The organism is Faecalibacterium sp. I2-3-92, from assembly GCF_023347315.1.
In the GTDB taxonomy this organism is placed as follows: Bacteria; Bacillota; Clostridia; order Oscillospirales; family Ruminococcaceae; genus Faecalibacterium; species Faecalibacterium duncaniae.
Window position 1 is genome coordinate 2,843,234 of sequence record NZ_CP094470.1, and the last position, 23,882, is coordinate 2,867,115.

Sequence of the window (23,882 nt, forward strand, 5' to 3'; positions counted from 1 at the left end):
CCGGAAAACTTTGGATTGTATCCCCGCCCAGGATACGGTATACTAAGAAAAAATCCATTCTGGTTTTTGAGGGGAAAAATTATGGATCGAAGAAGTTTTTGCAAGGTGCTGGGGTTTGCGGCCGGCAGCACTCTGCTGCCCGGGCTGATGGTCCAGGCCGCCGGGCAGGGCTCCGTGGGCCATGCAGTGCCGGATGGCCGCTACACCATCGGCATCCGCAGCGACCTGAGCGGCTGCGACCTGACCCACGCGTTCTATTACTCCGACAGCTTTTTCACCCACCCGGCCACCCAATATGACCACCAGCTGGCGCTGGCAACACTGGGTCTGGTCTGCGCCGCGGCCAACACCATAGCCAGCGATGCGGAATACTGGGTCAACGGCTCTGTGGGGCGGGAAGCTCACATTGCCGCCGCCTACGAGACCCTGGGCTTTGAGGACGCGCTGTTCTACAATTACGACCTCGACACCGGCCGGGCCGGGGACTTTGTGGGCTACTCGCTGGCCCGCAAGACCCTGACCCTGAACGGCCAGCGTACCACCCTTGTGGCGCTTGTCCTGCGGGGCGGCGGCTATGGCGGCGAGTGGGCCAGCAACTTCCACATAGGCGATACCAGCGCGCACACCGGCTTTGTCACGCCTGTGGCGGCGGTGTTTGCGTCCCTCAAGGCCTATCTGGCCCGGGCAGGGCAGGGCAGTGCCTTCAAGCTCTGGCTGGGCGGCTACAGCCGCGGTTCCATCATTGCAAATCTGCTGGCGGCAAAGATTGCCCGGGAGCTGCCCCAGCTGGGGCGGGAGAACATCTATGCCTACGGCTTTGCGGTGCCTGCAGCCCTGACTGCCGCCGACCGGCCTGACCTGCAGCAGGATTTCGATGCCAACCACGCCCCGGACGGCACCCTGCTGGAAAGCTGGCCCGAGAGCAACATCTTCAGCATCATTTCCAGCGGCGACGCGGTGGCCCGGGTGCTGCCCGCTGCCTGGGGCTACCACCGCAACGGCTGTGACCGCTTTCTGCCCGCCACCCGGAATGCCGAAGAGCTGGCCGACCTGGATGCACTGGGGGCGGAATTCGGCCCCACGCCGCTGGTGATCAGCAGTCTTGCCACCGCCGAGGACACCAGTGCCCTCATCAACATCGTGGCCAAGTTCTGCGTTTCCCGGGAAAATTTCCACCAGAAATACGAAGCCGCCATCATGGACATGATCCAGTGTGCCTTTCTCCGCTCCGAAAAAGAGGTGGTCGATGGCTACATCCTCAGCGACGGTGAGATCGTGGAGCGGCTGCAGAGCCTTTCCCACATGAAAGAGATCAATTACTGGCAGATCGTGGGCAGCGTCTGGGCCGCCTCCACCATGAGCCGCCCCATCCTTGAGCGGTACGGCCAGAACGTGCCCCTGCTGGCCCGGCAGATTCTTATCCCGGTGCTGGCGGTCGGCCTGTGCTACGGCATCGAGACCGATGTGGTGCAGATGGTGGCCCAGTACATCATCCGTCTGCTCACCGCCCGGGGCGAGCTGGACAGCGTTCTGCGCGCGGCGTTCTGCCACCACCCGGAAAACTACATTTCCCTGATGGAATACTACGCCCCCGAGGAGCACGGTATGGAGCCCTTTACCCGAAAGTGATTCACTTTTCTTCACCTTCCACCTGAAATCTCTCCACCGGTGAAACGCCTGCGATTCGTTGAAATCCCGTTTTCTCTATGTTACACTTGATTTTATCAACTGGAAAAGAGGAAAAAAACATGGAAACTCAACACAAGCGCAGTGCGTTTTCCGGCAAACTCGGATTCGTGCTGTCCGCCGCCGGTGCGTCGGTCGGGTTGGGAAACATCTGGCGCTTCCCGTATCTGGCCGCAAAATACGGCGGCGGCATTTTTCTGCTCATCTACATCCTGCTGGCTGTCACCTTTGGCTACACCATGATCATTGCTGAAACGGCGCTGGGCCGGATGACCCGCAAAAGCCCGGTGGGCGCTTACAGCCATTTTGGCAAGGGGAAGGGGCTGGCGTTCGGCGGCTGGATCAACGCCGTCATCCCCATCCTGATCGTTCCCTATTATTCGGTCATCGGCGGATGGGTCATCCACTATCTGGCCCAGTATCTCACCGGCCACGGCAGCGCGCTGGCATCGGACGGGTATTTCTCCGGCTTCATCTCCAACGGTCTGCTGGCCGAGATCGCGTTCCTGCTGTTCACCTTTATCACGCTGGGCATCATCTTTGCGGGCGTGCGCAACGGCGTGGAGCGCGTTTCCAAGGTGATGATGCCGGTGCTGGTGGTGCTCTCGGTGGTCATTGCCGTCTACTCGGTCACACGGCCCGGCGCACTGGCAGGTGTAAAGTATTTTCTGGTGCCCAACCCGGCCAACTTCTCGTGGATGACCGTGGTTTCCGCCATGGGGCAGATGTTCTACTCCCTCTCTATTGCTATGGGCATCCTGGTGACCTTTGGCTCCTACATGAAAAAGAACGTGTCCATTGAGCAGTCCACGGAAAACGTGGAGATCTTCGACACCGCCATTGCCATCATGGCGGGCCTGATGATCATTCCCGCCGTGTTCGCTTTTTCGGGCGGCGACCCTGACACCCTGCAGGCGGGCCCGGCCCTGATGTTCATTACCATCCCCAAGGTCTTTGCCAGCATGGGCATGGGCACTGCCGTAGGCGTGCTCTTCTTTGTGCTGGTGCTGTTCGCGGCCCTCACCAGCTCCATTGCCCTGACCGAGAGTGCTGTTTCTACCTTTGAGGACGAGTTGGGCTGGGACCGCACCCGCTCCACCATCCTCATCGGCTGCATTATGATCACACTGGGCAGCCTTTCCGCGCTGGGCTACGGCCCCCTTGCCAGTGTGACCGTGTTCGGGATGCAGTTCCTCGATTTCTTCGACTTCCTGACCAACTCGGTGATGATGCCCATTGCGGCCATTGCCACCTGCCTGCTGGTCTCCCGGATCGTCGGTGTGGAAAAGATCGAGGAAGAGGTCACACGGGAAGGTCAGCCCTTCCGCCGCAAACCGGTGTTCAACTTTATGCTCCGGTATCTCTGCCCCATCTTCGCGGCTATCATCCTGGCCAGCTCGGTCGCCAACGCACTGGGCTGGATCGCGATGTGACCCTGTTTTCTGCACGCAAAAAGCCCCCGGCCTGTATCCTCACAGGCCGGGGGCTTTTCAATCATTCCTTTTCAAACACGAGGAAGCGGAACGCGATGTCCGTGGTCAGCTCGGGCAGGGCGGCCAGGCGGGCCGCGCCATCCCGTGGCGTTTTCCAGTAATAGGGGGTCATGGCGAACAGCGCCTCCAGCTGCCCGGCAGGCACCGTGATGCTGCCCGAGACTTCCCGCTCCCCGATGGGACGGAAGCCCTCATAGGCCACCTCCTGCACCGGATTTTTATAAGGCGTGTCGTAGAGGACAGCCTTCATCTGGTAGAGGTGCTCTGCACCAGGCACGACATAGATCATCCGTCCGCCCGGGCGCAGCACGCGCCGGAACTCTTCCTGCGCAAAGGGCGAGAAGCAGTTGAGCAGCAGGTCGGCCCATCCGGTGCGGACAGGCTGGGCAAAACTGGATGCCACCGCGTATTTTGCGGCAGGCAGTGCCTTTGCGGCCAGACGCACCGCAGGCTTTGCGATATCGAAGCCCGCCAGCTGCACCGACCGGCCGGCCTGTGCAAAGGCCTGTGCAATGCAGCGGTCGTACCAGCCCTCGCCGCAGCCCGCATCCAGCAGATGGAGCGGTGCATCTGCCCCGGCGGAAGCGCCGTACGCAAGGCACAGTTCCCCCAACGCCCGGCCGAAGATGCCGTAATACCCGGCGTTCAAGAAGGCACGGCGGGCGGCGACCATCTCTTTGCTGTCACCCGGAGCCTTGGTGCGCATACTCTGCACCGGCAGCAGGTGCCAATACCCCTCTTTCGCCCGGTCAAAGCTGTGGTTCCTGCCGCATTTCAGAGCAGTGTCCCCGGTCAGGGGTTCGCCGCAGAGCGGGCACTGCCAGGGGGCAAACGGCTCAGGTTTCATCGGTGTGATCCTCAATGGGTGCGGTGGCACCGCCGTGGGCGGTCATATACTCTTCAAAGTTGGTGAACTTCTGCTGGGGCGGGCGGCGGCTGATCAGCATCAGGCCCGGGTCCTCGTCCCGTGCGGGGGCGGTGTTCCGGCTGCGGCTGCGGGGTGCTTCGCTCTTGGCGGGGCGGTCCGGGCGGCTGCTCTGCACTGCATTGCGATTATTGCGGCTGCCCTGCTGGCTCTGGCCGTTCTGGGCCGGGCGGGCATCGCGGCTGTTCCGCTCTGCCCGCTGCTCGGTGCGCGGATCATTGCGGTCGGTGCGCTGCTCGGCACGGGCAGGCTGACCGCCGCGCTGACGCTGGCCGTTCTGGGCCGGAGCAGTCTGCTTTGCGGCAGGCTGCGCAGCCGGAGCCTTTTTGACCGGGCGCAGGGGGGTAGCCTCCGGGGCGCTCACAAAATGGGGGTCGAATTTGGGCTGGGCGTTGCTGCCGCGGTTGGCCGGCTGCGGGGCATTGCCCTCGCGGCGGGTTCGGCTGTTATTGGAGCGGCGGTTCTCACTGCGGCCGCCGGAAGTGCGCTTCTGGTTTTCCTCCATGGATGTTCCTTCTTTCGGTTCGGTATTCTTGGGGCTGGGCTGTTTTGCAGCCGCTTTTTCCTTCTTGGGGGCAGCGGGCTTTTCGGCCTTGGCTGCCTTTTCTGCTTTGGCAGACTTCTCTGCCTTCACAGGCTTTTCCGGCTGCTCTGCTTCCGCCTTGGGCTTTTTGCCCCGCACCGGGGGCGCAGCCTTGACAGGGGCAGGCACGCCGTCCCAGGGATGGCCGGAGACGACCGGGATCTGGCGGCGGTTCAGCTTTTCGATCCCGGCCAGATATTCCTTTTCCTCCGGGGCGCAGAAGCTGACGGCAGTGCCGTCGGCACCGGCACGGGCCGTGCGGCCAATGCGGTGGACGTAGGTCTCGGGCACCTCAGGCAGGTCGTAGTTGAACACATGGGACAGCTCGCTGATGTCAATGCCGCGGGCGGCGATATCGGTCGCCACCAGCACCCGGGTCTTGCCCGCCTTGAAATCCTCCAGCGCCGTCACACGGGCGGTCTGGCTCTTGTTGCCGTGGATGGCGGCAGCGGGGATGCCCTGCTTGTTCAGATCTTTTGCAATTTTATCGGCTCCGTGCTTGGTGCGGCTGAACACCAGCGCGTTCACCACCTCAGGCCTCAGGTTTTTGATGAGCCAGGGCAGCAGGAACTTCTTGTTGCCCTTCTCCACAAAATACAGGCTCTGCTGGATGCGTTCCACCGTGCTGGACACCGGGTCTACCTTGACAAAGGCTGGGTCATGCAGGATGCCTGCGGCCAGCTGCTCGATCTCCTTGGGCATGGTGGCGCTGAACATCAGGTTCTGGCGCTGCCTGGGCAGCTTGGCGATCACCTTTTTCACGTCGTGGACAAAGCCCATATCCAGCATCCGGTCGGCTTCGTCCAGAACAAAGATCTCAATGTTGGAAAGGTCCAGCAGCCCCTGCCCCACCAGGTCGTTCAAGCGGCCCGGGCAGGCAATGAGGATGTCCACGCCCTTTTTCAGGGCTGCGACCTGCGGAGCCTGACCCACACCGCCAAAGATGACGGTGCTGCGCAGGGTCAGATACTTGCCGTAGGCCTCAAAGCTCTCGCCGATCTGCAAAGCCAGCTCCCGGGTAGGAGTCAGGATCAGGGCGCGGATGGCACCCTTTTTGCGGGGCGCGCTGGCAGTCAGGCGGTCGAGCATGGGCAGCGCAAAGGCAGCCGTCTTGCCGGTACCCGTCTGGGCGCAGCCCATCAAGTCCCTCCCGGCCAGCACCGGCGGAATGGCCGCTGCCTGAATGGGCGAGGGGGATTCATAGCCCGCCTGTGCCACAGCACGCAGCACAGGCGCGGAAAGATTCAGTTCGTTAAATGTCATTCTTCACCTAAAATGTTTCTGCATTCCATATAATAGCGCTTTTCCTCTGCGTGCCCCATGCTGAAGGTCTTGCGGGGCAGCACACCGCCCATAACGATGCCCTTGAACAGATCGCTCTTCTCAAAGGGCGGCATCAGGAACGCCACACCTCCCTGCCTGCACAGGGCGCGGACAGCGGGCTCATCGTGGACATAATCCACCCGGGCCTCGATGTGGCGGGCCATGAAATACTCAATGAATGCGTCAATGGTGCCCACGGTCAGCGGGGCAACGGGATGTTCAAAGCTGAGCACATTGGCCACATGGGGGCCTGCCAGCGTAAAGGACTGCTGTTTTGCATCGCCGAAGCAGATGCCTGCCGCGTGGGAATCGCTCCACGCGATGAGGGCCAGCAGCACGGCACCGCAGTCCACATTGAAGAGGACGCGGTGGATGGGCTCGATCTCAATGGCCGGAGAGTGGACATTGCAGACCTCAGCCAGGCACCAGCGGGCCGGGTGGGTCAGCTGCTGCTCCGGGGTCAGGGTCTTTTTCAGCTCCTCCCAGCAGGCCTTGGCGGAAGCCAGCGAATGGTTGCCGTCGCCCACGGCCAGCGTCAGGGGCGCGCCGCCCTTTGCCTGGGGATACCGGGCATCAAAGGCCTCCTGGCTGCCCAGAGCGTTCAGGGCGCTGTCGATCTGTGCCAGCAGGGCGGGATCTTCCACTGCCCAGCCGGCAATGTGGCCGCCGTTCAGCATCAGGTCGCCCTCGTAGACCTTGCGCAACTGCTCCTTTTTCTCGCCGATGGGCTCGATGAAGGTGCAGCCGGGGTCATCGGCCAGCATCATAATATGGGGCATTTCCAGCCTTGCCCCCCGGCGCACCGCCATGCGGGGCGGGATGCGGCTTTCCACGGTGTGCTCACTGGGGCGGATGGCAGGCACCGCGCCCTCGGCATAGCTGTATGCCTCCAGGTCGATCCTGCCCACAAGGCCCTGCCGCACCCGGCCGCTCTGCTCAGTGCGCTCCACATAAATGAAGCCGTCCACCGCGCGGGTCAGCACGTTCCGGGTATAATCGTCCATGGCCGCATGGATGGCGCTGATCCTTGCATCCACGTCATCCTCTTCCAGATAGACCTCCGGCAGGATCAGGTCCAGTGTGCTGGGGCCGCCTGCGGCGGCCTGCGCAGCCTTTTCCCAATAGGAGCGGTCACTGGTGAACTGATCACAGGCCACACAGCCCCACTGCCCCACCGGGATCTGTTCCGACGGCAGCAGGATGTGCGCCGGGGAAAAACAGGATGTTTTGTTCATAATACTTCCCTCCCTCTCACAAAAACGCAGGGATCACTCAAAATAGCTGGCGGCATCGTCCCGGATGACCACATGCTCCACACCTGCCTCGGTCAGGGAGAGGGTCAGCTCCTCCCGGGCCGCTGCATCCAGCGTAGAGGAGGACGGGACCTTCACCAGCAGATTCTTCACGCCCAGTTGGGCCGCAGGGGCTCCCAGCTGGCTGGAGGAGCCGGTCACCTCGGCCAGCGAATAACCGTACCAGAGTGTCACCGTATCTCCGAAGCGGGCCTGCCAGGCGGCGATATCCGCAGTCAGCTGTCCGGCACGATCCACACCGTTGGTGGTGCCATAGTCCTGTTTGGCGCTGGTGGACGAGGGGAACTGGACATTTTCCAGCAGCACCTGATCAAACCCGGCGGCGTGCACCTCGGCGATCAGATCGCCGATATACTGCACGGTCTCCGCAGCGTAGGGGTTCAGCCAGGGGTTGCCTCCGGCGGAAGCCTTGTTGTCCAGCCAGAGGTACTCCTGCCCCTGATACCGGATGGCCAGAGCGTGGTCGGCCCGGGCACCGGCAGGGTCACGGAAGGCAGTCAGCTCAGCCACCGGCACCAGCCCCTCCTCCTTGAAGATGGATGCCACACTTGTCAGCTCGACCTGCGTGGGGGCTGCATTGGCGGCACCCACCGCCGTCTGGGAGGCGTAATACACCTGCCCGGCGGTGTCCTTCAGGGTCAGGATGGCATAGGTCATGCCCTGTGCCTTGAGCTGCCGGGCAGCAGAGCGGATGGCGGCCTCGTCGGTCAGGGTGGTCACATCCACCTCTGCCCACAGGCCCGTCACAATATCAGTGCCCTTGACCTCGGGCTCCGGCTCCTTTTCCGGCACCGAGGAAGCTGCCGGTTCGCTGGCAGCGGTGCTCTGCGTCCCGGAGGATGCACTCTCGCTGACGGCACTGGATGCGGAAAGGTCACGATCCCGCACCACGGTATACCAGGTGTGGGTGGCCCAGTCCAGCACATGGGGCGCGGCCACCCAGGCCGCTGCCAGCACGGCCACCACCAGCACCGCAATGCCGATGCCCTTTTTCAGCCGCATCTCGCGGGTGTAAAAGCTGCGCCGGTAGCGCTTGACCTTCTGGCGTTTGGGATATCTTGCCATAATCAACCACCCTCCTTGGGGTCAACTTACAGGATCACGGAATGGCCGGTAAAGCCGTAGATGGCCAGCGCCAGCACACCGATATAGATCAGGGTGATGGGCAGGCCGCGGAATGCTTCGGGGATGGCCTTGCTGCGCAGGCGGTTGCCCGCCTCGGTCACCAGCATCACAGCCAGCAGGTAGCCCAGGCCGCTGCCCAGGCCAAAGCCGATGGACTGCGCCAGCGTAAAGCTCTGGGTGCGCTCCACCAGCACGGTGCCCAGCACGCCGCTGTTCACGGCGGCAATGGGCAGGATACGGATGAGCAGGCCGCTGCGGGGGCCCTTGACCGCCCGCAGGATGGCGTGCTCAAAGATGCAGACCACCGCCACACAGGCCAGGTAGAGCAGCGGGCGGAGCTGGGCACGGTAGGGCAGGTCCACGATCTGGCTGCCCGCAAAATACGCCAGCGGGGCCACCAGCGTCTGGGTAACACAGAGCAGCAGGGCAAACCACCAGCTGCTGGTGCGCTCGTCACCCACCAGCTGGATCAGGCGCGACACGCCCAGACCACGGGTAAAGATGGCGTTCTGGGCAAACAGAGCCAGCACGGCGTAGGCAAAGGCCACACCGATGGTATTCATCACAGCACTCACTGATCCTGCACCTCCTTCCGGGGGTGCGCAGCCAGAGTGCCGCGCGCCTCAGTTTTCAGGTATTCCTTGTGTTTGCGGGCCAGCGCGCGCCAGACGGCACACACCACGCCCAGCACGATGAAACCGCCTGCCGGCATGGATGCCATGGGCAGGACAGAGCGGCTGAGCTGGACCCCAAACACACTGCCCAGCGCCAGCCACTCCCGCAGGCAGCCCACGATGAACAGGATGAGCGCGTAGCCCACCGTGATGCGCAGACCCTTGGAGACAGCCTTGCGCATGGTTTCCTGCACACGGCCAAAGCGGTAGGTCAGCAGGGGCTCCACCACCAGCATGGGCAGGTAGATGCCCAGCATCAGCAGGTCGGTGCCGAACACGGCGTTCAGGATGGGATAAGCGGCAAGGTAGACCACCGCCGCACTGCCGCTGTACACCAGCGCCCGGGGCAGCAGCTTTTTCTCCAGCTCTTCCGGGGCAGGCTGCTCGTCCCGCAGGGGGAACAGGCGGCTGACCAGGCAGGCCAGCATCCGGGAAGGCGTGAGCAGCAGGGCCACAGCCACGGCCAGCATCAAAGCATTTTTGCCCGTGGTGGCAAGCACCACCAGCGGAGCCAGACCCATGCCCTGCATGACAACGGGGTTGTTTTTGAACACCCGGTCATGGTGGGCAAACTTCTCCGGATCGCGGGTGATCAGTTCTGCAATGGAACGTTTCATTCAGCACCCTCCTTTCCGGCCGCGGGGCGGTGCATCAGCTGATACAGGCGGCTCTCGGTGCGGTCCATCCAGCCGGAAATGCTGTTGACCGTGAGCAGGGCAAAGCAGACACCCGTCTCGTACACGCCGTAATACCGGAAGCCCATGGTGATCGCACCCACCAGCACACCGTACAGGATGCGGCCCAGACGGTGATGGGCGCAGGTGTAGGGCTCGTTGAGCAGGAACACCGCGCTGAACAGCATGGCACCGGTCAGCAGCTCGTCCCGCACGCACTGCAGGCGCAGGGCGATGTCCACGCCGTTTACTCCCACCTGACGGGGGAAGAGGAAGGCAATGAGGGCACAGGTGGCCACAAAGCTGACAGAAGCGCTCAGACGGACATCCTTTTGCAGCCAGAGGAAAAGCCCGCAGGCCAGAAGGATGAGGGCGGCACCGGTGCCCATGGGGGCAGCATACTCGCCCAGCACCAGCGAAATTGCGCTGATGTTCAGGCTGCCGCCGCTGCGCAGGGTATCAGAGATGGTGCTGGACACCGGCACGCCGGTGGCATCCCACAGGGGGATGTTGGTATAGGGCTGGGGGTAGCGGAACACCTGCTCCGGCCAGGACACCGCCGCCACGGCGTAGCCCACAGCAGCGGGGTTGAAGGGATAGCTGCCGTAGCCGCCAAACACCTCCTTGCCGATGAGGACACCGGCCAGCACCGCCATAATGACCACATACCAGTCCACCGTGGCGGGCATGAGCAGGGCGATGATGAGGGCAAAGCTCTCGTTGGAGAAATCCCCGGCCCGATACACGCGGCGGCGCAGCAGGGAGACCAGACGGTCACACAGATTGCCGGTGAGCAGCGCCGCGCCGCAGAGCAGCAGGGGCCGCAGACCGTACAGGAAGCAGGCCATGCAGAGCAGCGGGATGGTCATAAAGCAGACGTGCAGATAGTACCGCCCCGTCTTTGCAAGCTCCTGCTCCTGCTGCTGGATCAAACGTTCATCCATGGTAAGGCACCTCTCACAGGGCGGCCAGACGGCGCACTGCCGCAGCCGGGTCGGCTGCGCCGAACACGGCACTGCCCGCCACCAGAATATCGGCACCCGCCTCCACACACAGGGGGGCGGTGGTGTCATCCACGCCGCCATCCACTTCCAGCAGGTAGCGGGCGCTCCGCTTTGCCCGCTCTTCCTTGAGCCAGCGCAGCTTTTCCAGCGCCGAGGGCATGAACTTCTGCCCGCCGAAGCCGGGCTCCACGCTCATCACCAGCACCAGATCCAGCTGGTCGAGATACGGGGCAAGCGCTTCCGGCGCAGTACCGGGCTTGATGGTCAGGCCCACCTTGCAGCCCAGTGCCCTGACCGCATCGATGGTCTGCTGGATGTCGTCCTGGCACTCGAGGTGGAAGTTGTACAGGCTGGCACCCGCCTTGATGAAAGGCTCTGCATACTGCAGCGGATGGCTGATCATCAGGTGGACATCGTAGAATGCTGCGGGCATCCCCTTGTGCAGGCTTTTCAGCACCGGCACGCCAAAGCTGATGTTGGGCACAAAGTGGCCATCCATCACGTCATAATGCAGCATCTGCGCACCGGCATCCAGCACCATGCGGCAGTCTGCGCCAAGCTGATTGAAATCAGCCGAAAGGATCGAAGGACTAATGATCGTCATTGCGTTTTATACTCTCCGTTATTTTTCAGAAAGATTACACCATCCGTTCTGCCAGAGCACCTGTTTTGGGGCCGGAATGCAGGGCGGGCATGGTTACTCTTAGTTTACATGAAAACACGCAAAAAATCAAACCCGGAGCCGTGTTTTTCACGGAAAAGTCTCAAACCTGCCCCGGATACATCCAAAATCCATTCCAAAACCAAAAACGACCAGACCGCCCCGCCCGTTTCAGGGGGACAGTCTGGCCGCGGATTCAGTTGACAGGCTTCATGCTGGCGGGGTCCTCCACCGGCACGGGCTGACCGGATTCGTCCGGCAGGCGCTTCATGCCGCTGGGGTTGGGGGGCGTGGTGGGCAGGGTGAACACGAACTGACACCACTCGCCCTGCTGGCTTTCCACACGGATCTGGCCTCCGGAAAGGTTGACCAGCACCTTGCAGATATTCAGGCCAAGACCAGCCCCCCGGGCGTGCAGGCCGCGGGACCTGTCCTCTTTGTAGAAGCGCTGGAACACATAGGGCAGCGCCTCGGGGCTGATGCCCTGACCGGAATTCCAGATCGAGATCTCCACCTCGGGGCCCAGCTTCTCCACATGGAACTTGATGGTGCCGCCCGCCGGGGTAAACTTGATGGCATTGTCCAGAATGTTATAAGCCACCTGATGGATGAGGTCGGGGTCCGCGTAGACCAGCACCTTTTCATCCATGGTCAGGCCCTCCAGATCGATCATGCCGTCGTTGATGCGCTGCTCCGCCGAAAGGGCCACACCGGTGAGCGTCTCCCAGATGTTGAACATCCGGGCGTTCACCTGATACTCGCCGCTTTCCAGCTTGGAGAGATCGAGCATGTTCTGGATGAGCCGGGCCAGGCGGCCGGTCTCCTCGCTGACCAGCTGCAGGTAGTGGTTCTGCATATCGGGCGGGATGGTGCCGTCCAGAATGCCGTCCACAAAACCCTTGATGGTGGTCATGGGGGTGCGCAGCTCGTGGGCGATGTTGCCCATGAACTGGCCGCGGGAATTGTCGTTGGACTGGATGTTCTCCGCCATCTGGTTGAAGGTGCGGGCCAGATCCACCACTTCGCCCTCACCTTCCACGCCCTCAACACGGACAGAGAAATCCCCGCCGCCGAACCGCTGGGCGGCATCGGTGATCTTCTGGAGCGGGTCGGTCAGCTTCCGCATCAGGAAGGATGTCAGCACGCTGGCGCAGAGCAGCATGACACAGGCCGAGAAGAAGAAGTTCGACCAGAACTCCTCCTTGAAGTCGGTCAGCCGCGCGCCGGAGGAGCAGAGGAAGAGATAGCCGCTGTTGTTGCCCCGTGCATCCTGCATGTGCCGCACCGAGACATAGCTCTTCTCGGTCAGCACACCGTCCAGCGTGCTCAGGGTGTGGTAGGGCTGATCCCCGGCAACTTTTTTCATAAGCTCCGGCCCCACAACATCTGTTCCCACCATCTCGGGGTTGGAGGCAATGAGGACCCTGCCCTCTTCATCGGTGAAAAACAGGTAGGCCTCGGCGCTCTCGCCGATGATCTCCAGCTTGGTGTTCAGGGCATCCAGCTCGGCCCCCTTGGGCAGAGCCGCCTGCTGCACGATATAATCCGCCGCGCGCTGGGTCACATCCGCCACGCTGTCCAGCGTGTCGTACCGCTCCTGGGCAAAATAGCGGCTGAACAGAAGCCACTCGGAACAGCCCAGCACCGCCGTGCCCAGCACCAGCAGGGTGGCCACCATCGAAAAGAAGGTGACCGAAATACTTTTGCGCATTACTGACGCACCTCGAACTTATAGCCCACGCCCCAGACGGTCTTGAGCTCCCACTTGTCGGAAGCACCCGCCAGCTTTTCGCGCAGGCGCTTGACATGGACATCAATGGTACGGCTGTCGCCGTAGTACTCAAAACCCCACACCTCGTCCAGCAGCTGGTCGCGGGTGTAAACACGGTTGGGGTGGGAGGCCAGGCAGTTCAGCAGCTCCAGCTCCTTGGGGGGAGCCTCCACCACCTTGCCCTTGACCCGCAGCTCGTAGCTGTTCATGTCCAGCCGCAGGTTGTCGAACTCGATCACGCCCTCGGTGCTCTCGGTCTGGGCGGTGGTGGTGGTGCAGCGGCGCAGCACCGCCTTGATGCGGGCCACGACTTCCTTGGTGTCAAAGGGCTTGACCATGTAATCGTCTGCGCCCAGCTCCAGGCCCAGCACCTTGTCAAAGGTCTCGCCCTTGGCGGTCAGCATCATCACGGGGGTGTTGCCCAGCTTGCGGATGCGGCGGCAGACCTCCAGGCCATCCATCTTGGGCATCATCACATCCAGCAGCACCATATCGGGCTTGACCTGATTGAACTTGTCCAGACCTTCTTCGCCGTCGTTCGCGGTGGTGACCTGATAGCCCTCCTTGGTCAGATAAAGCCGCAGCAGCTCGCAGATGTTGGTATCGTCGTCCACGACGAGGATCTTTTCGTTGGCCATAGTGGTTTCCTCCCCAATTCTGTATGTTCCGGCCCTTTCGGGCCTTGTGACAAAGTATTCCACTTCTTATTATACGGAAGAGTTATGACAAAATAAAGAAGGTTTTGTATGATTTTTGGGACGCAGGCTCCGCCGCTCAGCTCATCATCAGCCGGATGATCTCCTCATTGGTCTGCCGCATCCCGTCCTTGCCCAGACGTCCGATACCCTTGATGGTGGTCTCGATGTCCTTCATCACGATGCCATCGCCGCCCTTGAACTCCTGATTGCACTTGTACATGTTGTAGCCCAGCAGCGCCGCATCCACCGAAGATGCGATCTTTGCGGCACAGGAAGCCTTGGCTCCATCGCACACGATGCCGGACACGATGGCAAGGGCGTTGACCACCGTGTGGATGGCAGCCTGATAGCCGTCGCCGCACAGGTACACGATGCCTGCGCCTGCACCCGCACCCGCGCTGACCGCGCCGCAGTAGGCAGACAGGGTGCCGATGCCGGTCTTTTCGTGGATGGCCACCAGATTGGAGATGATGAGGGCGCGGTAGAGCTTTTCCTTGCCGCTGTGCAGCTCCTTGGCGTACTCGATGAGGGGCACCGAGCAGGTAATGCCCTGATTGCCGCTGCCGGAGTTGATGATGACCGGCAGCTCGCAGCCGTTCATGCGGGCATCGGAGCCGGCGGCGGCCTTGGCTTTTGCGCGGTTGGAGACATCGTTGCCGTAAGTGGTCAGCAGCACCCGCCCGATGTTGGCACCGTAGTCGCCCAGCAGGCCCTCTTCTGCAATGGCGTTGTTGTAGCGGATCTGCCGTTCCAGCAGGTCTGCCACGTCCCGCAGGTCGGCGGTCTCGGCAAAGTCCCAGATGTCCTGCATGTTCAGCAGGCTGCGGTCAGCGCGGGCATCCTCCTGCACGGTCTCGTCCAGCAGGGGCACCTCGTACAGCACCGTGCCGTTCTTCTCGATGCGGCAGATGTTGGTGTGGTAGTCCGCGATGCGCACCCGGGCGTAGTCCTGCCCGCAGCGCTCGGTGACGACGATGTCAAACACATGCCCCTGCTCGGTGTGCTCGATGGTGATGGGCACCGTCTGCAGATAGTCCCGGATGGCAGACTTCTTTTCCTCGCTGACCTCCGAGATGACCTCCAGTTCCTTCTCGGCGGAACCGGCGATGATGCCTGCCGCCACCGCCGCCTCCATGCCCTTCAGGTGCCCGGTGTTGGGCACGATGACGCTTTTCACGTTCTTGATGATGCTGCCGCTCACCTGCAGCTGCACGCTGTCCGGCAGCACCCCCAGCACCTCGCGGGCTTTTGCCGCCGCATAGGCCAGCGCGATGGGCTCGGTGCAGCCCATCGCCGGGATCAGCTCCTCCTTCAGGATCTCTACATAAGCCTGATAGCGCGGGTCGTTGCGTTCCATAACATCCTCCTGCCTTCCCTTCCGGAAATCGGTTCGTATTTTAAGAACAGTATAATATAGAACTCCCGCCGTGTAAATCCGTTGTTTTGCGCCCATCCCCTTGCGCTCCGGGGTTTCATCGCGTATAATGATAGTTGTATCGTTATGCCAAAAAACGTGTAAGGAGCGTATTTTATATGAAGTTAGGTATCGTCGGTCTGCCGAACGTCGGCAAGTCCACTCTGTTCAACGCCATCACTTCCACCAAGAACGCGGAAGCCGCCAACTACCCCTTCTGCACCATTGAGCCCAACAGCGGCATCGTGGCCGTGCCGGACAAGCGGCTGGACAAGCTGGCTGAGATCTGGCAGACCAACAAAAAGACACCTGCCATCGTGGAGTTTGTAGACATCGCCGGTCTGGTCAAGGGTGCCAGCCAGGGTGCAGGCCTGGGCAACAAGTTCCTGGGCCACATCCGCGAGTGCGATGCCATCGTGCACGTGGTGCGCTGCTTTGATGACGACAACATCATCCATGTGGTGGAGGACGTGACCAAGGCCGAGGCCGTGGACCCCATCGCCGACATCGATGCCATTGACTACGAGCTGATCCTCTCTGACCTCGAGGTCGTTCAGAACCGCGCCGGCCGGATGGCCAAGGCTGCCAAGAGCGGCAACAACAAGGGCGCTGCCGCTGAAGCCGCCTGGCTGCAGAAGCTGGCCGACCACCTGAGCGCAGGCAAGCCTGCCCGCAGCTTTGACTTTGACGAGGGGGATGCCGAGCAGCAGGCCGTGCTGCACGAGATGGGCCTGCTGAGCTCCAAGCCCGTGCTCTACGCCTGCAACGTGGGCGAGGATGACCTGATGGAGGGCATCGAGAATAACCGCTATGTCCCGCTGGTGGCCGCCCGCGCCGCCGAGGAGGGGGCCCGCTACATCCCCATCTGCGCCAAGACCGAAGAGGACATTGCCGACTACTCCCCCGAGGAGAAGAAGGCTTTCCTGGCCGAGATGGGCATCGAGGCCAGCGGCCTGGACAACCTGATCACTGCCAGCTACGACCTGCTGGGCCTCATCTCCTTCCTGACCGACGGCAAAAAGGAGTGCCGCGCCTGGACCATCCGCAAGGGCACCAAGGCTCCTCAGGCCGCCGGTAAGATCCACAGCGATTTCGAGCGCGGCTTCATCCGCGCCAGCGTCATCGGCTATGGCGACCTGGAAGCCAACAACTTCGATTATGCCGCTGTCAAGGCCAAGGGCCTGCAGCGCACCGAGGGCAAGGAGTACGTCGTGAAGGACGGCGACGTGATCGAGTTCCTGTTCAACGTCTGATGTATGATAAAAGTGTCTCCCGCGCGGCGCGTGGGAGACACTTTTGCCCAGGAGAAAGGACATCTATATGATTATCGGAATTATGGGCGCAATGCCCGATGAAGTCGATCAGCTGTGTGCAAAACTGGAAAACGTCACCGTGGAGCCCTACGGCGGCGTGGAGTACCACAGGGGCACGCTGGCAGGCAAGCAGGTGGTGGTCTGCTGTGCAGGCATGGGCAAGGCCAATGCCGCCGCCACCACTCAGGTGCTCATCACCCGATACGGTGCCGAGAAGATCATCTTCTCCGGCATTGCAGGCAATATGACCAGCAAGATCGGCATTGGTGATGTGGTCATTGGCAAGACGGTGCTCTACCACGATGCCCAGCTGGACATGATCTGCCAGAACCCGCCCTACCTGAAGGAGTACGCCGGTGACCCGGCCCTCATCGCCGCCGCTGAAAAAGCCTGCGCCGAGGCCGGAGTCAAGGCCCTGACCGGCAAGATCGCCACCGGCGACCTGTTCGTGGGCGACAGCGAGACCAAGGCCGCCATTGAGGCCAAATGCGCCCCCGACTGCGTTGAGATGGAGGGTGCTGCTGTGAGCCAGATCGCCGCCAAGAACGATGTGCCCTGCGTCATCCTGCGGGCCATGAGCGACAACGCCGACGAGGACGGCCACGAGGTGCTGGTGGTGAAGAAATTCAGCATCGCCGAGTACGTGGCTACCGCCACCCGGATCGTGGCGGCCATGGTGGAAGCACTCTGAGCAGCCGGAGCAGCCTTTACAGAAACTGCTCCAGCTTCAGCCGGTTCCCTTCCTCCAGATCCTGCAGCTTCTGCATCAGGCGCTTGGAACCGGGGGCCGCATCGGGATAATCCTTCTGGCTCTTGATGCAGTCCATCACGCCCTGACTGCTTCCCTCGCTGAGCATTTCGGCCAGATTGCGGGTGGATCTGTCGGTGAGTGTTTTCATGCCGATGCCCATTTTGGTGTTGAGCTTTGCCATGATGCTCTGGCCCTGAGCCGTGCCGCCGCAGGCCTCGATGGCGGTGTGGGCCTCCTGATTCAGTTCCCGGTAGAGGTTCCGCTCCCGCAGAAGCTCGGCCCGGAAGGCAGGGTCCTCGGTCATGGGCACGATCTGTTCCAGCGTGTTCTTGCCCATCTCCGTGTTCTGCACCACCGCTTCCAGCAGATTCAGGTTATCATTTTTCTGATTTTCCATACAAAAATCCCCCTTTGTGGCACTAGCTTGTACCGCAAAGGGGGATTTTATGCATTCGGTTTATTTGCTGCAGATCTGGTCGCCGCCGGCGGTCTGGGCCGCCTTCAGGCGCTGCTCACACAGCTGATACAGTGCGTCCCAGTTTTTGCCCCGCACCTCGCCGGTGCAGGCGCAGCCGATGGACTGGGTAAAGGGCACCCGGCGCATCAGGCCCACCGATGCCACGCACGCGCGGGGCATCTCGGCATAAATGCCGTTCAGCTCCTCGGCCAGCTCTGCGCAGTTCTTATCCGCGCAGCCGATGGCGAACAGCGTATCCGTCAGGCGGCAGACCACCCGCTCTGCAGGGCGGTCGTAGTACTTTTTCCACTGGTTGGCCACAAAACAGACCAGCTGGTTCATCACGGCATCGCCCTGCCGGGCGCGCATCCCGTCCTCATCGTCCAGCGCCACCAGCGCCAGCGAAGCACAGCGGTGAGCATCCGTCCACTCATCCAGCCGGGTGCAGAACTCCGTTTCAAAATAGCGGCGGTTGAACACGCCGGTCAGGAAATCGTGATTCATATCGTCCCGGCAGAGCTCCCGCTCCCGCGCGGTCATCCGATCCTCCGGCAGGTCGCTGCCCGCCAGCGGAGCCGTCATCTGCAGCTGCCAGAGCTTGCCGTCCGCCTCGATCAGGCGGCGCAGCACGCAGTCCACCTGCCCATTGCGCAGGACATAATCCACCTGCAGGCCATCGTCCTGCCAGGTGTCCGCGGCCTCCTCATCGGCTTCCGTCAGGGTCACGTCCTCAAAGGCGGTCTGTGCGTTCTCTGCAAAGGTGCGCAGATCCTGTTCCGTCCATTCTTTTTTCATGCGTTTTTCCCCATTATCCGGTGCCGGACTCTCTCCCTTCCGGCACAGCTTTGCCACACGGCCGCTGAAAGCGCAGCCCCATTACCGGAATTATACCACCTTGTGCCGGGCGTTTCCAGCAAAACGCACAAACTTTAACGTATTTTTTTACATTTTCGTCAAACTGCTAAACACACTCCGGGTTTCCGGCCCGGTTATGTACGGCAGTACACGGCGCACTCCGCCAGAATGCGCTTGGCCAGCGCGGCAGTGTCAAACCCATCGGCGGCGCGCCAGCTCCAGTTTCCGCCCAGCTTGCCGGGGCTGTTCAGGTGGGCTTCCTCGCCCAGGCCCAGCCAGTCGGCCATGGGGATGATGGCACGGTCGGCCACAGAGCCCAGCGCGGCCCGGAGCAGCGCGGTGCGGGCCGCCTCTGTTTTGACAGCGGCCACCTCCTTTGCGGTGGGCTGACAGCCGGTCAGATGCAGGTAGGCGGCGGCCACAGCCTTCTCCTTGGCCGATGCGCTTTCGTCCCACCAGGCGGTCAGCGTCGTGTTGTCATGGGTGCCGGGGTAGACCACGCTGTTCTTGACGTGGTTGTGGGGCAGGTACTCGCTGTCCCCGCCGCCGAACGCGAACTGCAGCACCTTCATGCCCGGGAAGGTGCTGTCTGCCAGCAGCTCCCGCACACTGGGGAAGAGCTCACCCAGATCCTCGGCGATGATGGGCAGCTTGCCCAGCGCACCTTCCAGCGCGTTGAACAGCTCCATCCGGGGGCCGGTCTCCCACTTGCCGGTCTTGGCAGTAGTGCTGTCTGCCGGGATGGCCCAGTAGGTGTCAAAACCACGGAAGTGGTCGATGCGGAGCAGGTCATAGATGCCCAGCGCATGGCGGACACGCTGGATCCACCAGGCATAGCCGGTCTGCTTATGGTAGGGCCAGTTGTACAGCGGGTTGCCCCAGAGCTGGCCTTCTGCCGAGAAGTAATCCGGCGGGCAGCCTGCCACCCGGGCAAAGCCGCCGTCTGCATCCAGCTCAAACAGCGGGCCGCCCACCCAGGCATCCACGGAATCTGCCGAGACATAGATGGGGATATCGCCCAGGATCTGCACGTTGTTGGCGTTGGCGTAGGCTTTCAGCTTCTTCCACTGGATGCTGAACTCGTACTGCAGAAACTTCCAGAAGCCGATCTCCTCCTCGTTCTCTGCCTTAAAAGCTTCCAGCGCCTGCGGCTCCCGCTTGCGGTACTCCCGGGGCCACTGGGTCCAGCTCTTCATGCCGTTGGCGGTCTTGAGGGCCATGTAGAGGGCATAATCTTCCAGCCAGCCCTCGTTTTCCAGCGTGAAGGCATAGTACGCATCCGGATAGTAATGGGCACAGCCGTGCTGGCCCGCGCACTGCCTGCGCCAGGCGGCATAGGCGGCACGCAGGACCTTGTAGCGGCTGGTGTACAGGGTGCCGTAATCCACGTTCAGCGGGTCCTTGCCCCAAGGCTCGGCCTTGAGCTGGGCGGCTGTCAGCAGCCCCTCGGCTTTCAGAGCATCCAGATCAATGAAATAAGGGTTGCCCGCAAAGGCAGAGCAGCTCTGGTAGGGGCTGTCCCCATAGCCCGTGGGGCTCAGGGGCAGGATCTGCCAGATTTTCTGGCCTGCCGCCGCAAGAAAATCCACAAATTTTTCTGCCTTTTTGCCAAAGCAGCCGATCCCGTAGGGGCCGGGCAGGCTGGACACCGGCATCAGAATACCACTTTCACGCATTGTAAATCCTTCCTCGTCTCAAACTTTTTGCTGGGGCTTGTCTGTTTTCTATCATAACATAACCGCAGACTATTTTCCACAGGCAAAAAACGTGGTATACTTGTTTTTATATTAGGAGGTGCTTATGCAGCCAACCGAAAAATACTATGAACACGATGCCTACCGCCGGGAGGCGGTGGGGCATATTTTAGCCGCAGAGCCGGACAGCCGGACCGGCGGCGGGCGCATCGCGCTGGACGGCACGGTGTTTTACCCCGAGGGCGGCGGCCAGCCTGCCGACCGGGGCACCCTGACCCTTGCCGACGGCACGGTGCTGACCGTCACCGATGTCCACGAGCAGGCGGGTGTCATCTGGCACATGGTCACTTCCCTGCCCGCCGGGGCGGTGCCCGGGGCCGAAGCAGCACAGGCCATCGACTGGGCGTGGCGGTTCGATAAGATGCAGCAGCACACCGGCGAGCACATCCTCTCCGGCATCCTGCACAGCATGTTCGGGGCCGAGAACGTGGGCTTCCACATCGGCTCCGATGCCGTGCGGATGGACACGAACATCCCCATCTCCGCCGAGGGGCTGAAAGCGGCCGAGACTGCCGCCAACCGCATCATCTGGGAGAATGTACCGGTGAACATCACCTACCCCACCCGGGAGGAGCTGGCCGCCCTGACCTACCGCTCCAAAAAGGAGATCGAGGGGCAGGTGCGGATCGTGACCATCCCCGGGGCGGATGTCTGTGCCTGCTGCGGCACCCACACCGCCTTTACCGGTGCGGTGGGCCAGATCAAGATCCTGGCCGCCGAAAACTATAAGGGCGGCGTGCGCCTGAGCATCGTCTGCGGCGGGCGCGCGCTGGAGGCCGCGCAGGCCATGCGGGCACGGCAGGCAGAGATCGGTGCCCTGCTCAGCGCCAAGGCCAGCGAGACGGCCAACGCCGTGCACCGGGTGTATGACGAGTACACTGCCCTGAAATTCACCCACTTCGGGCTGTGCAGCCAGCTCTTTGACGCGCTGGCCGCGCAGGTAACGCCCGGTGCGGATGCCATCCGCATCGTGCCGGGGCTGGACCCGGACGGCCTGCACCGGCTGGCTGTCCGCCTGACCGAAGCCACCACCGGCCTGTGCGCGGCTCTGACCCCCAACGAAAAGGGCACCGGCTACTGCCTTGCCCAGGCGGGCGGCGATGTCCGTGCCCTGACCAAAGCCCTGAACGCCGCCCTCAATGGCCGCGGCGGCGGCAAACCCGGCATCTGTCAGGGAAGCTGCGCCGCAGAGCCGGAACAGGTGAAAGAATTTTTGAGAAAGACGAAATAACTCCTTCCGTCATCGCTGCGCGATGCCACCTTCCTCAATGAGGGAGGCTTTGGCTGTACGGAAAACTTTCCCTCTTCGCCAGTGGCTCCCTCGCTGAGGGAGCTGCCGCCGAAGGCGGCTGAAGGAGTCACACAACATCAAAAAGACGAAATAACTCCTTCCGTCATCGCTGCGCGATGCCACCTCCCTCAATGAGGGAGGCTTTGGCTGTACAGAAAACTTTCCCTCTTCGCCAGTGGCTCCCTCGCTGAGGGAGCTGCCGCCGAAGGCGGCTGAAGGAGTCACACAACATCAAGGAGAATGACAAACTATGAGAATGCGTTTCAAACCCTACGCCCACGATGAGCTGATGGCCGCCGATTTCCACGTCCACGAGCCCCTGATCTGGGGCGGCAAGTGGCACGCACAGTATGCCCGCCCGGAGCAGCCCTTTGTGCTGGAGCTGGGCTGCGGCAAGGGCGGCTTTATCTCCCAGCTGGCCTGCGCCCACCCGGAAAACAACTATCTGGGCATCGACATCACCGACAAGGTGCTGATCCTTGCCAAGCGCAAGATCGAGGCCGCTTACACCGAGGCAGGCCGCCCCATCGACAACGTGAAGATCATGAGCACCGACATCGAGCGCATCAAGGGCGTGCTCACCGCTGAGGATACCGTCAGCCGCATCTATATCAACTTCTGCAACCCGTGGAGCAAGAACGCTTCCTCCAACAAGCACCGGCTCACCTATCCCCGCCAGCTCATCCAGTACCGCGAATTCCTGAAGGACGGCGGCGAGATCTACTTCAAGACCGATGACGACGACCTGTTCCGCGACAGCCTGGAGTATTTCCCCGCTTCCGGCTACGAGATCACCTGGAAGACCTTTGACCTGCACGAAAACGAGCCGGAGTGGAACATCCGCACCGAGCACGAGGGGATGTTCACCGAGATGGGCATCAAGATCAAGGCCCTGATCGCCAGAAAGCTGCCCGGCGATGCCGCCGTGACCTGGATCGAGCCCAAGGTCCTGAAAAAGAGGAAGGCTGCGGAGGAAGCCGCTGCCGCCGCAAAGGAGGAGTAAGATGTCCTTTTTTGTCAACACCATGGTCTGCGGCTTTTCGCTGTATCAGATCCTGGCGTTTTTCCTGATCTACTCCTGCCTGGGCTGGTGTTTGGAGGTCATCTATGCCGCCGTTTCCACCGGCCAGCTGGTGAACCGCGGCTTTCTGAACGGCCCGGTCTGCCCCATCTACGGCTTTGGCATGATCATCGTGCTGTTCACCCTTTCGCCGCTGGCAGACAACCTGCTGCTGCTCTATCTCGGCGGCGTGATCCTGCCCAGCGTATTGGAGCTGGTGGGCGGCTGGGCGCTCTACAAGCTCTACCACACCCGGTGGTGGGATTACAGCGACTTCCCCTTCAACATCGGCGGATATATCTGCCTGGAGTTCTCCCTTTTGTGGGGCGTGGGCACCGTTGTGGTGATGAAGGCCGTTCACCCCGTGATCGCGGGCTTTGTGGAGATGGTTCCCCAGATGGTGGGCTTTGTCCTCATGTGCATCCTGTACGCCTGCTACGCCGCCGACGTGGTGGTGACCGCCTTTGCGGCCTCTGACCTGGCCCGTGAGCTGGATGCCCTGGAAAAGGTGGCCGACAGTATGCACGCCGTGTCCGATGCCATGACCGAGCTGCTGGGCACCACCGCCATGGATGTGGACCAGAAGATGGACGAGAGCCGCCTGCAGCTCAAGCTGGCGGCTGCCGAGGCCCGGAACAATGCCGCCAAACTGAGCCCCCGGGATGCCGCTGCCGCCCTGCGCGCCAAGGCCGACGAGGCCATGGAGGCTGCCCGCAAGTCCTCCCAGGAGGCCCGGCTCAATGCCTCTGAGGCCGCCACTGCCGTCAAGCTGGCTGCCAAGGGCACCGCAGAGCGCACGGCAGAGCTGCTCCGTCTGGAACAGCTGGCCGAAGAGCTGCAGGCCCGCAGCGAAGAGATGCGCGCCCGCACCCGGAGCTCCAAGTACTTTGGCAAGGGCCGTATGCTCCGCGCTTACCCCAAGCTGCGCCACGGCGAAAAGCACCGCTCTCTGGATGAGCTGCGGGAGCGCCTGAAGTACGAGCGCAGGCACTGACCCTGCCCTTTGCAGCAACCCCAAATGCCCCTGACCGGCTTCTTTCGGTCAGGGGCATTTTTC

The 23,882-nt window shown here is 62.0% G+C and carries 21 protein-coding genes; 7 read left to right on the forward strand and 14 right to left on the reverse strand.

The annotated features are described in order from the left end of the window. Positions 1 to 81 precede the first annotated feature (81 nt). The gene (locus MTP42_RS14035) at positions 82 to 1,629 is read left to right on the forward strand and encodes a lipase family protein (protein ID WP_249257597.1); all 1,548 of its coding nucleotides are present in this window, start codon (positions 82 to 84) and stop codon (positions 1,627 to 1,629) included. Between the two features lie 119 nt (positions 1,630 to 1,748). Next, positions 1,749 to 3,119, forward strand: a complete 1,371-nt coding sequence (locus MTP42_RS14040) for a sodium-dependent transporter (RefSeq protein WP_035394632.1) — start codon at positions 1,749 to 1,751, stop codon at positions 3,117 to 3,119. Positions 3,120 to 3,180: 61 nt separating this feature from the next. Here the strand turns inward: MTP42_RS14040 and MTP42_RS14045 are convergent, their stop codons facing one another. The 11 genes from MTP42_RS14045 to MTP42_RS14095 form a co-directional block, all read right to left on the reverse strand. Further along, positions 3,181 to 4,026: a putative RNA methyltransferase gene (locus tag MTP42_RS14045; protein ID WP_249257598.1), complete on the reverse strand. Its 846-nt coding sequence runs from the start codon at positions 4,024 to 4,026 to the stop codon at positions 3,181 to 3,183. Next, positions 4,016 to 5,950: a DEAD/DEAH box helicase gene (locus MTP42_RS14050; protein WP_249257600.1), complete on the reverse strand. Its 1,935-nt coding sequence runs from the start codon at positions 5,948 to 5,950 to the stop codon at positions 4,016 to 4,018. The genes MTP42_RS14045 and MTP42_RS14050 overlap by 11 nt, the downstream gene beginning before the upstream one ends. Then, on the reverse strand, positions 5,947 to 7,245 hold the full coding sequence (locus MTP42_RS14055) for a DUF1015 domain-containing protein (protein WP_249257601.1): 1,299 nt from the start codon (positions 7,243 to 7,245) through the stop codon (positions 5,947 to 5,949). Before MTP42_RS14055 ends, MTP42_RS14050 begins: the two co-directional genes overlap by 4 nt. A 33-nt stretch (positions 7,246 to 7,278) precedes the next feature. Then, positions 7,279 to 8,388, reverse strand: a complete 1,110-nt coding sequence (locus MTP42_RS14060; RefSeq protein ID WP_249257602.1) for a putative glycoside hydrolase — start codon at positions 8,386 to 8,388, stop codon at positions 7,279 to 7,281. Between the two features lie 26 nt (positions 8,389 to 8,414). Next, positions 8,415 to 9,023: an electron transport complex protein RnfA gene (locus tag MTP42_RS14065; RefSeq protein ID WP_227610946.1), complete on the reverse strand. Its 609-nt coding sequence runs from the start codon at positions 9,021 to 9,023 to the stop codon at positions 8,415 to 8,417. After that, the gene (locus MTP42_RS14070) at positions 9,020 to 9,739 is read right to left on the reverse strand and encodes an Rnf-Nqr domain containing protein (RefSeq protein ID WP_005934697.1); all 720 of its coding nucleotides are present in this window, start codon (positions 9,737 to 9,739) and stop codon (positions 9,020 to 9,022) included. Before MTP42_RS14070 ends, MTP42_RS14065 begins: the two co-directional genes overlap by 4 nt. Then, positions 9,736 to 10,740, reverse strand: coding sequence for an RnfABCDGE type electron transport complex subunit D (locus MTP42_RS14075; protein WP_249257603.1), 1,005 nt, complete (start codon positions 10,738 to 10,740; stop codon positions 9,736 to 9,738). Before MTP42_RS14075 ends, MTP42_RS14070 begins: the two co-directional genes overlap by 4 nt. Before the next feature lie 13 nt (positions 10,741 to 10,753). Then, a complete protein-coding gene (rpe, locus tag MTP42_RS14080) occupies positions 10,754 to 11,404 on the reverse strand; it encodes a ribulose-phosphate 3-epimerase (RefSeq protein WP_249257604.1) in 651 nt (216 codons plus the stop codon). Between the two features lie 253 nt (positions 11,405 to 11,657). Next, on the reverse strand, positions 11,658 to 13,172 hold the full coding sequence (locus MTP42_RS14085; protein ID WP_249257605.1) for a sensor histidine kinase: 1,515 nt from the start codon (positions 13,170 to 13,172) through the stop codon (positions 11,658 to 11,660). Beyond that, positions 13,172 to 13,870 (reverse strand): response regulator transcription factor, encoded by a 699-nt coding sequence (locus tag MTP42_RS14090; protein WP_005934701.1) that lies wholly within the window; start codon positions 13,868 to 13,870, stop codon positions 13,172 to 13,174. Before MTP42_RS14090 ends, MTP42_RS14085 begins: the two co-directional genes overlap by 1 nt. 136 nt (positions 13,871 to 14,006) lie before the next feature. After that, the gene (locus MTP42_RS14095) at positions 14,007 to 15,287 is read right to left on the reverse strand and encodes an L-cysteine desulfidase family protein (protein WP_035394634.1); all 1,281 of its coding nucleotides are present in this window, start codon (positions 15,285 to 15,287) and stop codon (positions 14,007 to 14,009) included. Between the two features lie 176 nt (positions 15,288 to 15,463). On the opposite strand from MTP42_RS14095, the gene ychF reads away from it, so the two are divergent. Together ychF and MTP42_RS14105 are read left to right on the forward strand one after the other, a co-directional pair. Beyond that, positions 15,464 to 16,597 (forward strand): redox-regulated ATPase YchF, encoded by a 1,134-nt coding sequence (gene ychF / locus MTP42_RS14100; RefSeq protein WP_097771383.1) that lies wholly within the window; start codon positions 15,464 to 15,466, stop codon positions 16,595 to 16,597. 67 nt (positions 16,598 to 16,664) lie between these two features. Beyond that, positions 16,665 to 17,348: a 5'-methylthioadenosine/adenosylhomocysteine nucleosidase gene (locus MTP42_RS14105; RefSeq protein ID WP_098924142.1), complete on the forward strand. Its 684-nt coding sequence runs from the start codon at positions 16,665 to 16,667 to the stop codon at positions 17,346 to 17,348. 16 nt (positions 17,349 to 17,364) lie between these two features. On the opposite strand, the gene MTP42_RS14110 is transcribed toward MTP42_RS14105, so the two are convergent. The 3 genes from MTP42_RS14110 to malQ form a co-directional block, all read right to left on the reverse strand. Further along, complete coding sequence (locus MTP42_RS14110; RefSeq protein WP_249257606.1) at positions 17,365 to 17,805, reverse strand: hypothetical protein; 441 nt, start codon at positions 17,803 to 17,805, stop codon at positions 17,365 to 17,367. Between the two features lie 60 nt (positions 17,806 to 17,865). Next, complete coding sequence (locus MTP42_RS14115) at positions 17,866 to 18,660, reverse strand: GGDEF domain-containing protein (protein WP_249257610.1); 795 nt, start codon at positions 18,658 to 18,660, stop codon at positions 17,866 to 17,868. Between the two features lie 194 nt (positions 18,661 to 18,854). Beyond that, entirely contained in the window at positions 18,855 to 20,396 is a 1,542-nt protein-coding gene (gene malQ, locus MTP42_RS14120) for a 4-alpha-glucanotransferase (protein WP_249257612.1), read from the reverse strand. A 124-nt stretch (positions 20,397 to 20,520) separates the two neighbouring features. Here malQ and MTP42_RS14125 point away from each other — a divergent pair, with 124 nt between their 5' ends. The 3 genes from MTP42_RS14125 to MTP42_RS14135 all read left to right on the forward strand — a co-directional run bounded on the left by MTP42_RS14125 (position 20,521) and on the right by MTP42_RS14135 (position 23,819). Next, entirely contained in the window at positions 20,521 to 21,705 is a 1,185-nt protein-coding gene (locus MTP42_RS14125) for an alanyl-tRNA editing protein (protein WP_249257613.1), read from the forward strand. A gap of 310 nt (positions 21,706 to 22,015) precedes the next feature. Next, complete coding sequence (trmB, locus tag MTP42_RS14130) at positions 22,016 to 22,768, forward strand: tRNA (guanosine(46)-N7)-methyltransferase TrmB (RefSeq protein ID WP_249257615.1); 753 nt, start codon at positions 22,016 to 22,018, stop codon at positions 22,766 to 22,768. Between the two features lies 1 nt (position 22,769). Next, complete coding sequence (locus MTP42_RS14135; protein WP_207684620.1) at positions 22,770 to 23,819, forward strand: putative ABC transporter permease; 1,050 nt, start codon at positions 22,770 to 22,772, stop codon at positions 23,817 to 23,819. Positions 23,820 to 23,882: the final 63 nt, after the last annotated feature.

Bases quoted from the DNA above. Each gene is read 5' to 3' on its own strand.
- MTP42_RS14035 (WP_249257597.1), top strand. From the start codon at position 82: ATGGATCGAAGAAGTTTTTGCAAGGTGCTGGGGTTTGCGGCCGGCAGC.
- MTP42_RS14040 (WP_035394632.1), top strand. From the start codon at position 1,749: ATGGAAACTCAACACAAGCGCAGTGCGTTTTCCGGCAAACTCGGATTC.
- MTP42_RS14045 (WP_249257598.1), bottom strand. From the start codon at position 4,026: ATGAAACCTGAGCCGTTTGCCCCCTGGCAGTGCCCGCTCTGCGGCGAA.
- MTP42_RS14050 (WP_249257600.1), bottom strand. From the start codon at position 5,950: ATGACATTTAACGAACTGAATCTTTCCGCGCCTGTGCTGCGTGCTGTG.
- MTP42_RS14055 (WP_249257601.1), bottom strand. From the start codon at position 7,245: ATGAACAAAACATCCTGTTTTTCCCCGGCGCACATCCTGCTGCCGTCG.
- MTP42_RS14060 (WP_249257602.1), bottom strand. From the start codon at position 8,388: ATGGCAAGATATCCCAAACGCCAGAAGGTCAAGCGCTACCGGCGCAGC.
- MTP42_RS14070 (WP_005934697.1), bottom strand. From the start codon at position 9,739: ATGAAACGTTCCATTGCAGAACTGATCACCCGCGATCCGGAGAAGTTT.
- MTP42_RS14075 (WP_249257603.1), bottom strand. From the start codon at position 10,740: ATGGATGAACGTTTGATCCAGCAGCAGGAGCAGGAGCTTGCAAAGACG.
- rpe (WP_249257604.1), bottom strand. From the start codon at position 11,404: ATGACGATCATTAGTCCTTCGATCCTTTCGGCTGATTTCAATCAGCTT.
- MTP42_RS14085 (WP_249257605.1), bottom strand. From the start codon at position 13,172: ATGCGCAAAAGTATTTCGGTCACCTTCTTTTCGATGGTGGCCACCCTG.
- MTP42_RS14090 (WP_005934701.1), bottom strand. From the start codon at position 13,870: ATGGCCAACGAAAAGATCCTCGTCGTGGACGACGATACCAACATCTGC.
- MTP42_RS14095 (WP_035394634.1), bottom strand. From the start codon at position 15,287: ATGGAACGCAACGACCCGCGCTATCAGGCTTATGTAGAGATCCTGAAG.
- ychF (WP_097771383.1), top strand. From the start codon at position 15,464: ATGAAGTTAGGTATCGTCGGTCTGCCGAACGTCGGCAAGTCCACTCTG.
- MTP42_RS14105 (WP_098924142.1), top strand. From the start codon at position 16,665: ATGATTATCGGAATTATGGGCGCAATGCCCGATGAAGTCGATCAGCTG.
- MTP42_RS14110 (WP_249257606.1), bottom strand. From the start codon at position 17,805: ATGGAAAATCAGAAAAATGATAACCTGAATCTGCTGGAAGCGGTGGTG.
- MTP42_RS14115 (WP_249257610.1), bottom strand. From the start codon at position 18,660: ATGAAAAAAGAATGGACGGAACAGGATCTGCGCACCTTTGCAGAGAAC.
- malQ (WP_249257612.1), bottom strand. From the start codon at position 20,396: ATGCGTGAAAGTGGTATTCTGATGCCGGTGTCCAGCCTGCCCGGCCCC.
- MTP42_RS14125 (WP_249257613.1), top strand. From the start codon at position 20,521: ATGCAGCCAACCGAAAAATACTATGAACACGATGCCTACCGCCGGGAG.
- trmB (WP_249257615.1), top strand. From the start codon at position 22,016: ATGAGAATGCGTTTCAAACCCTACGCCCACGATGAGCTGATGGCCGCC.
- MTP42_RS14135 (WP_207684620.1), top strand. From the start codon at position 22,770: ATGTCCTTTTTTGTCAACACCATGGTCTGCGGCTTTTCGCTGTATCAG.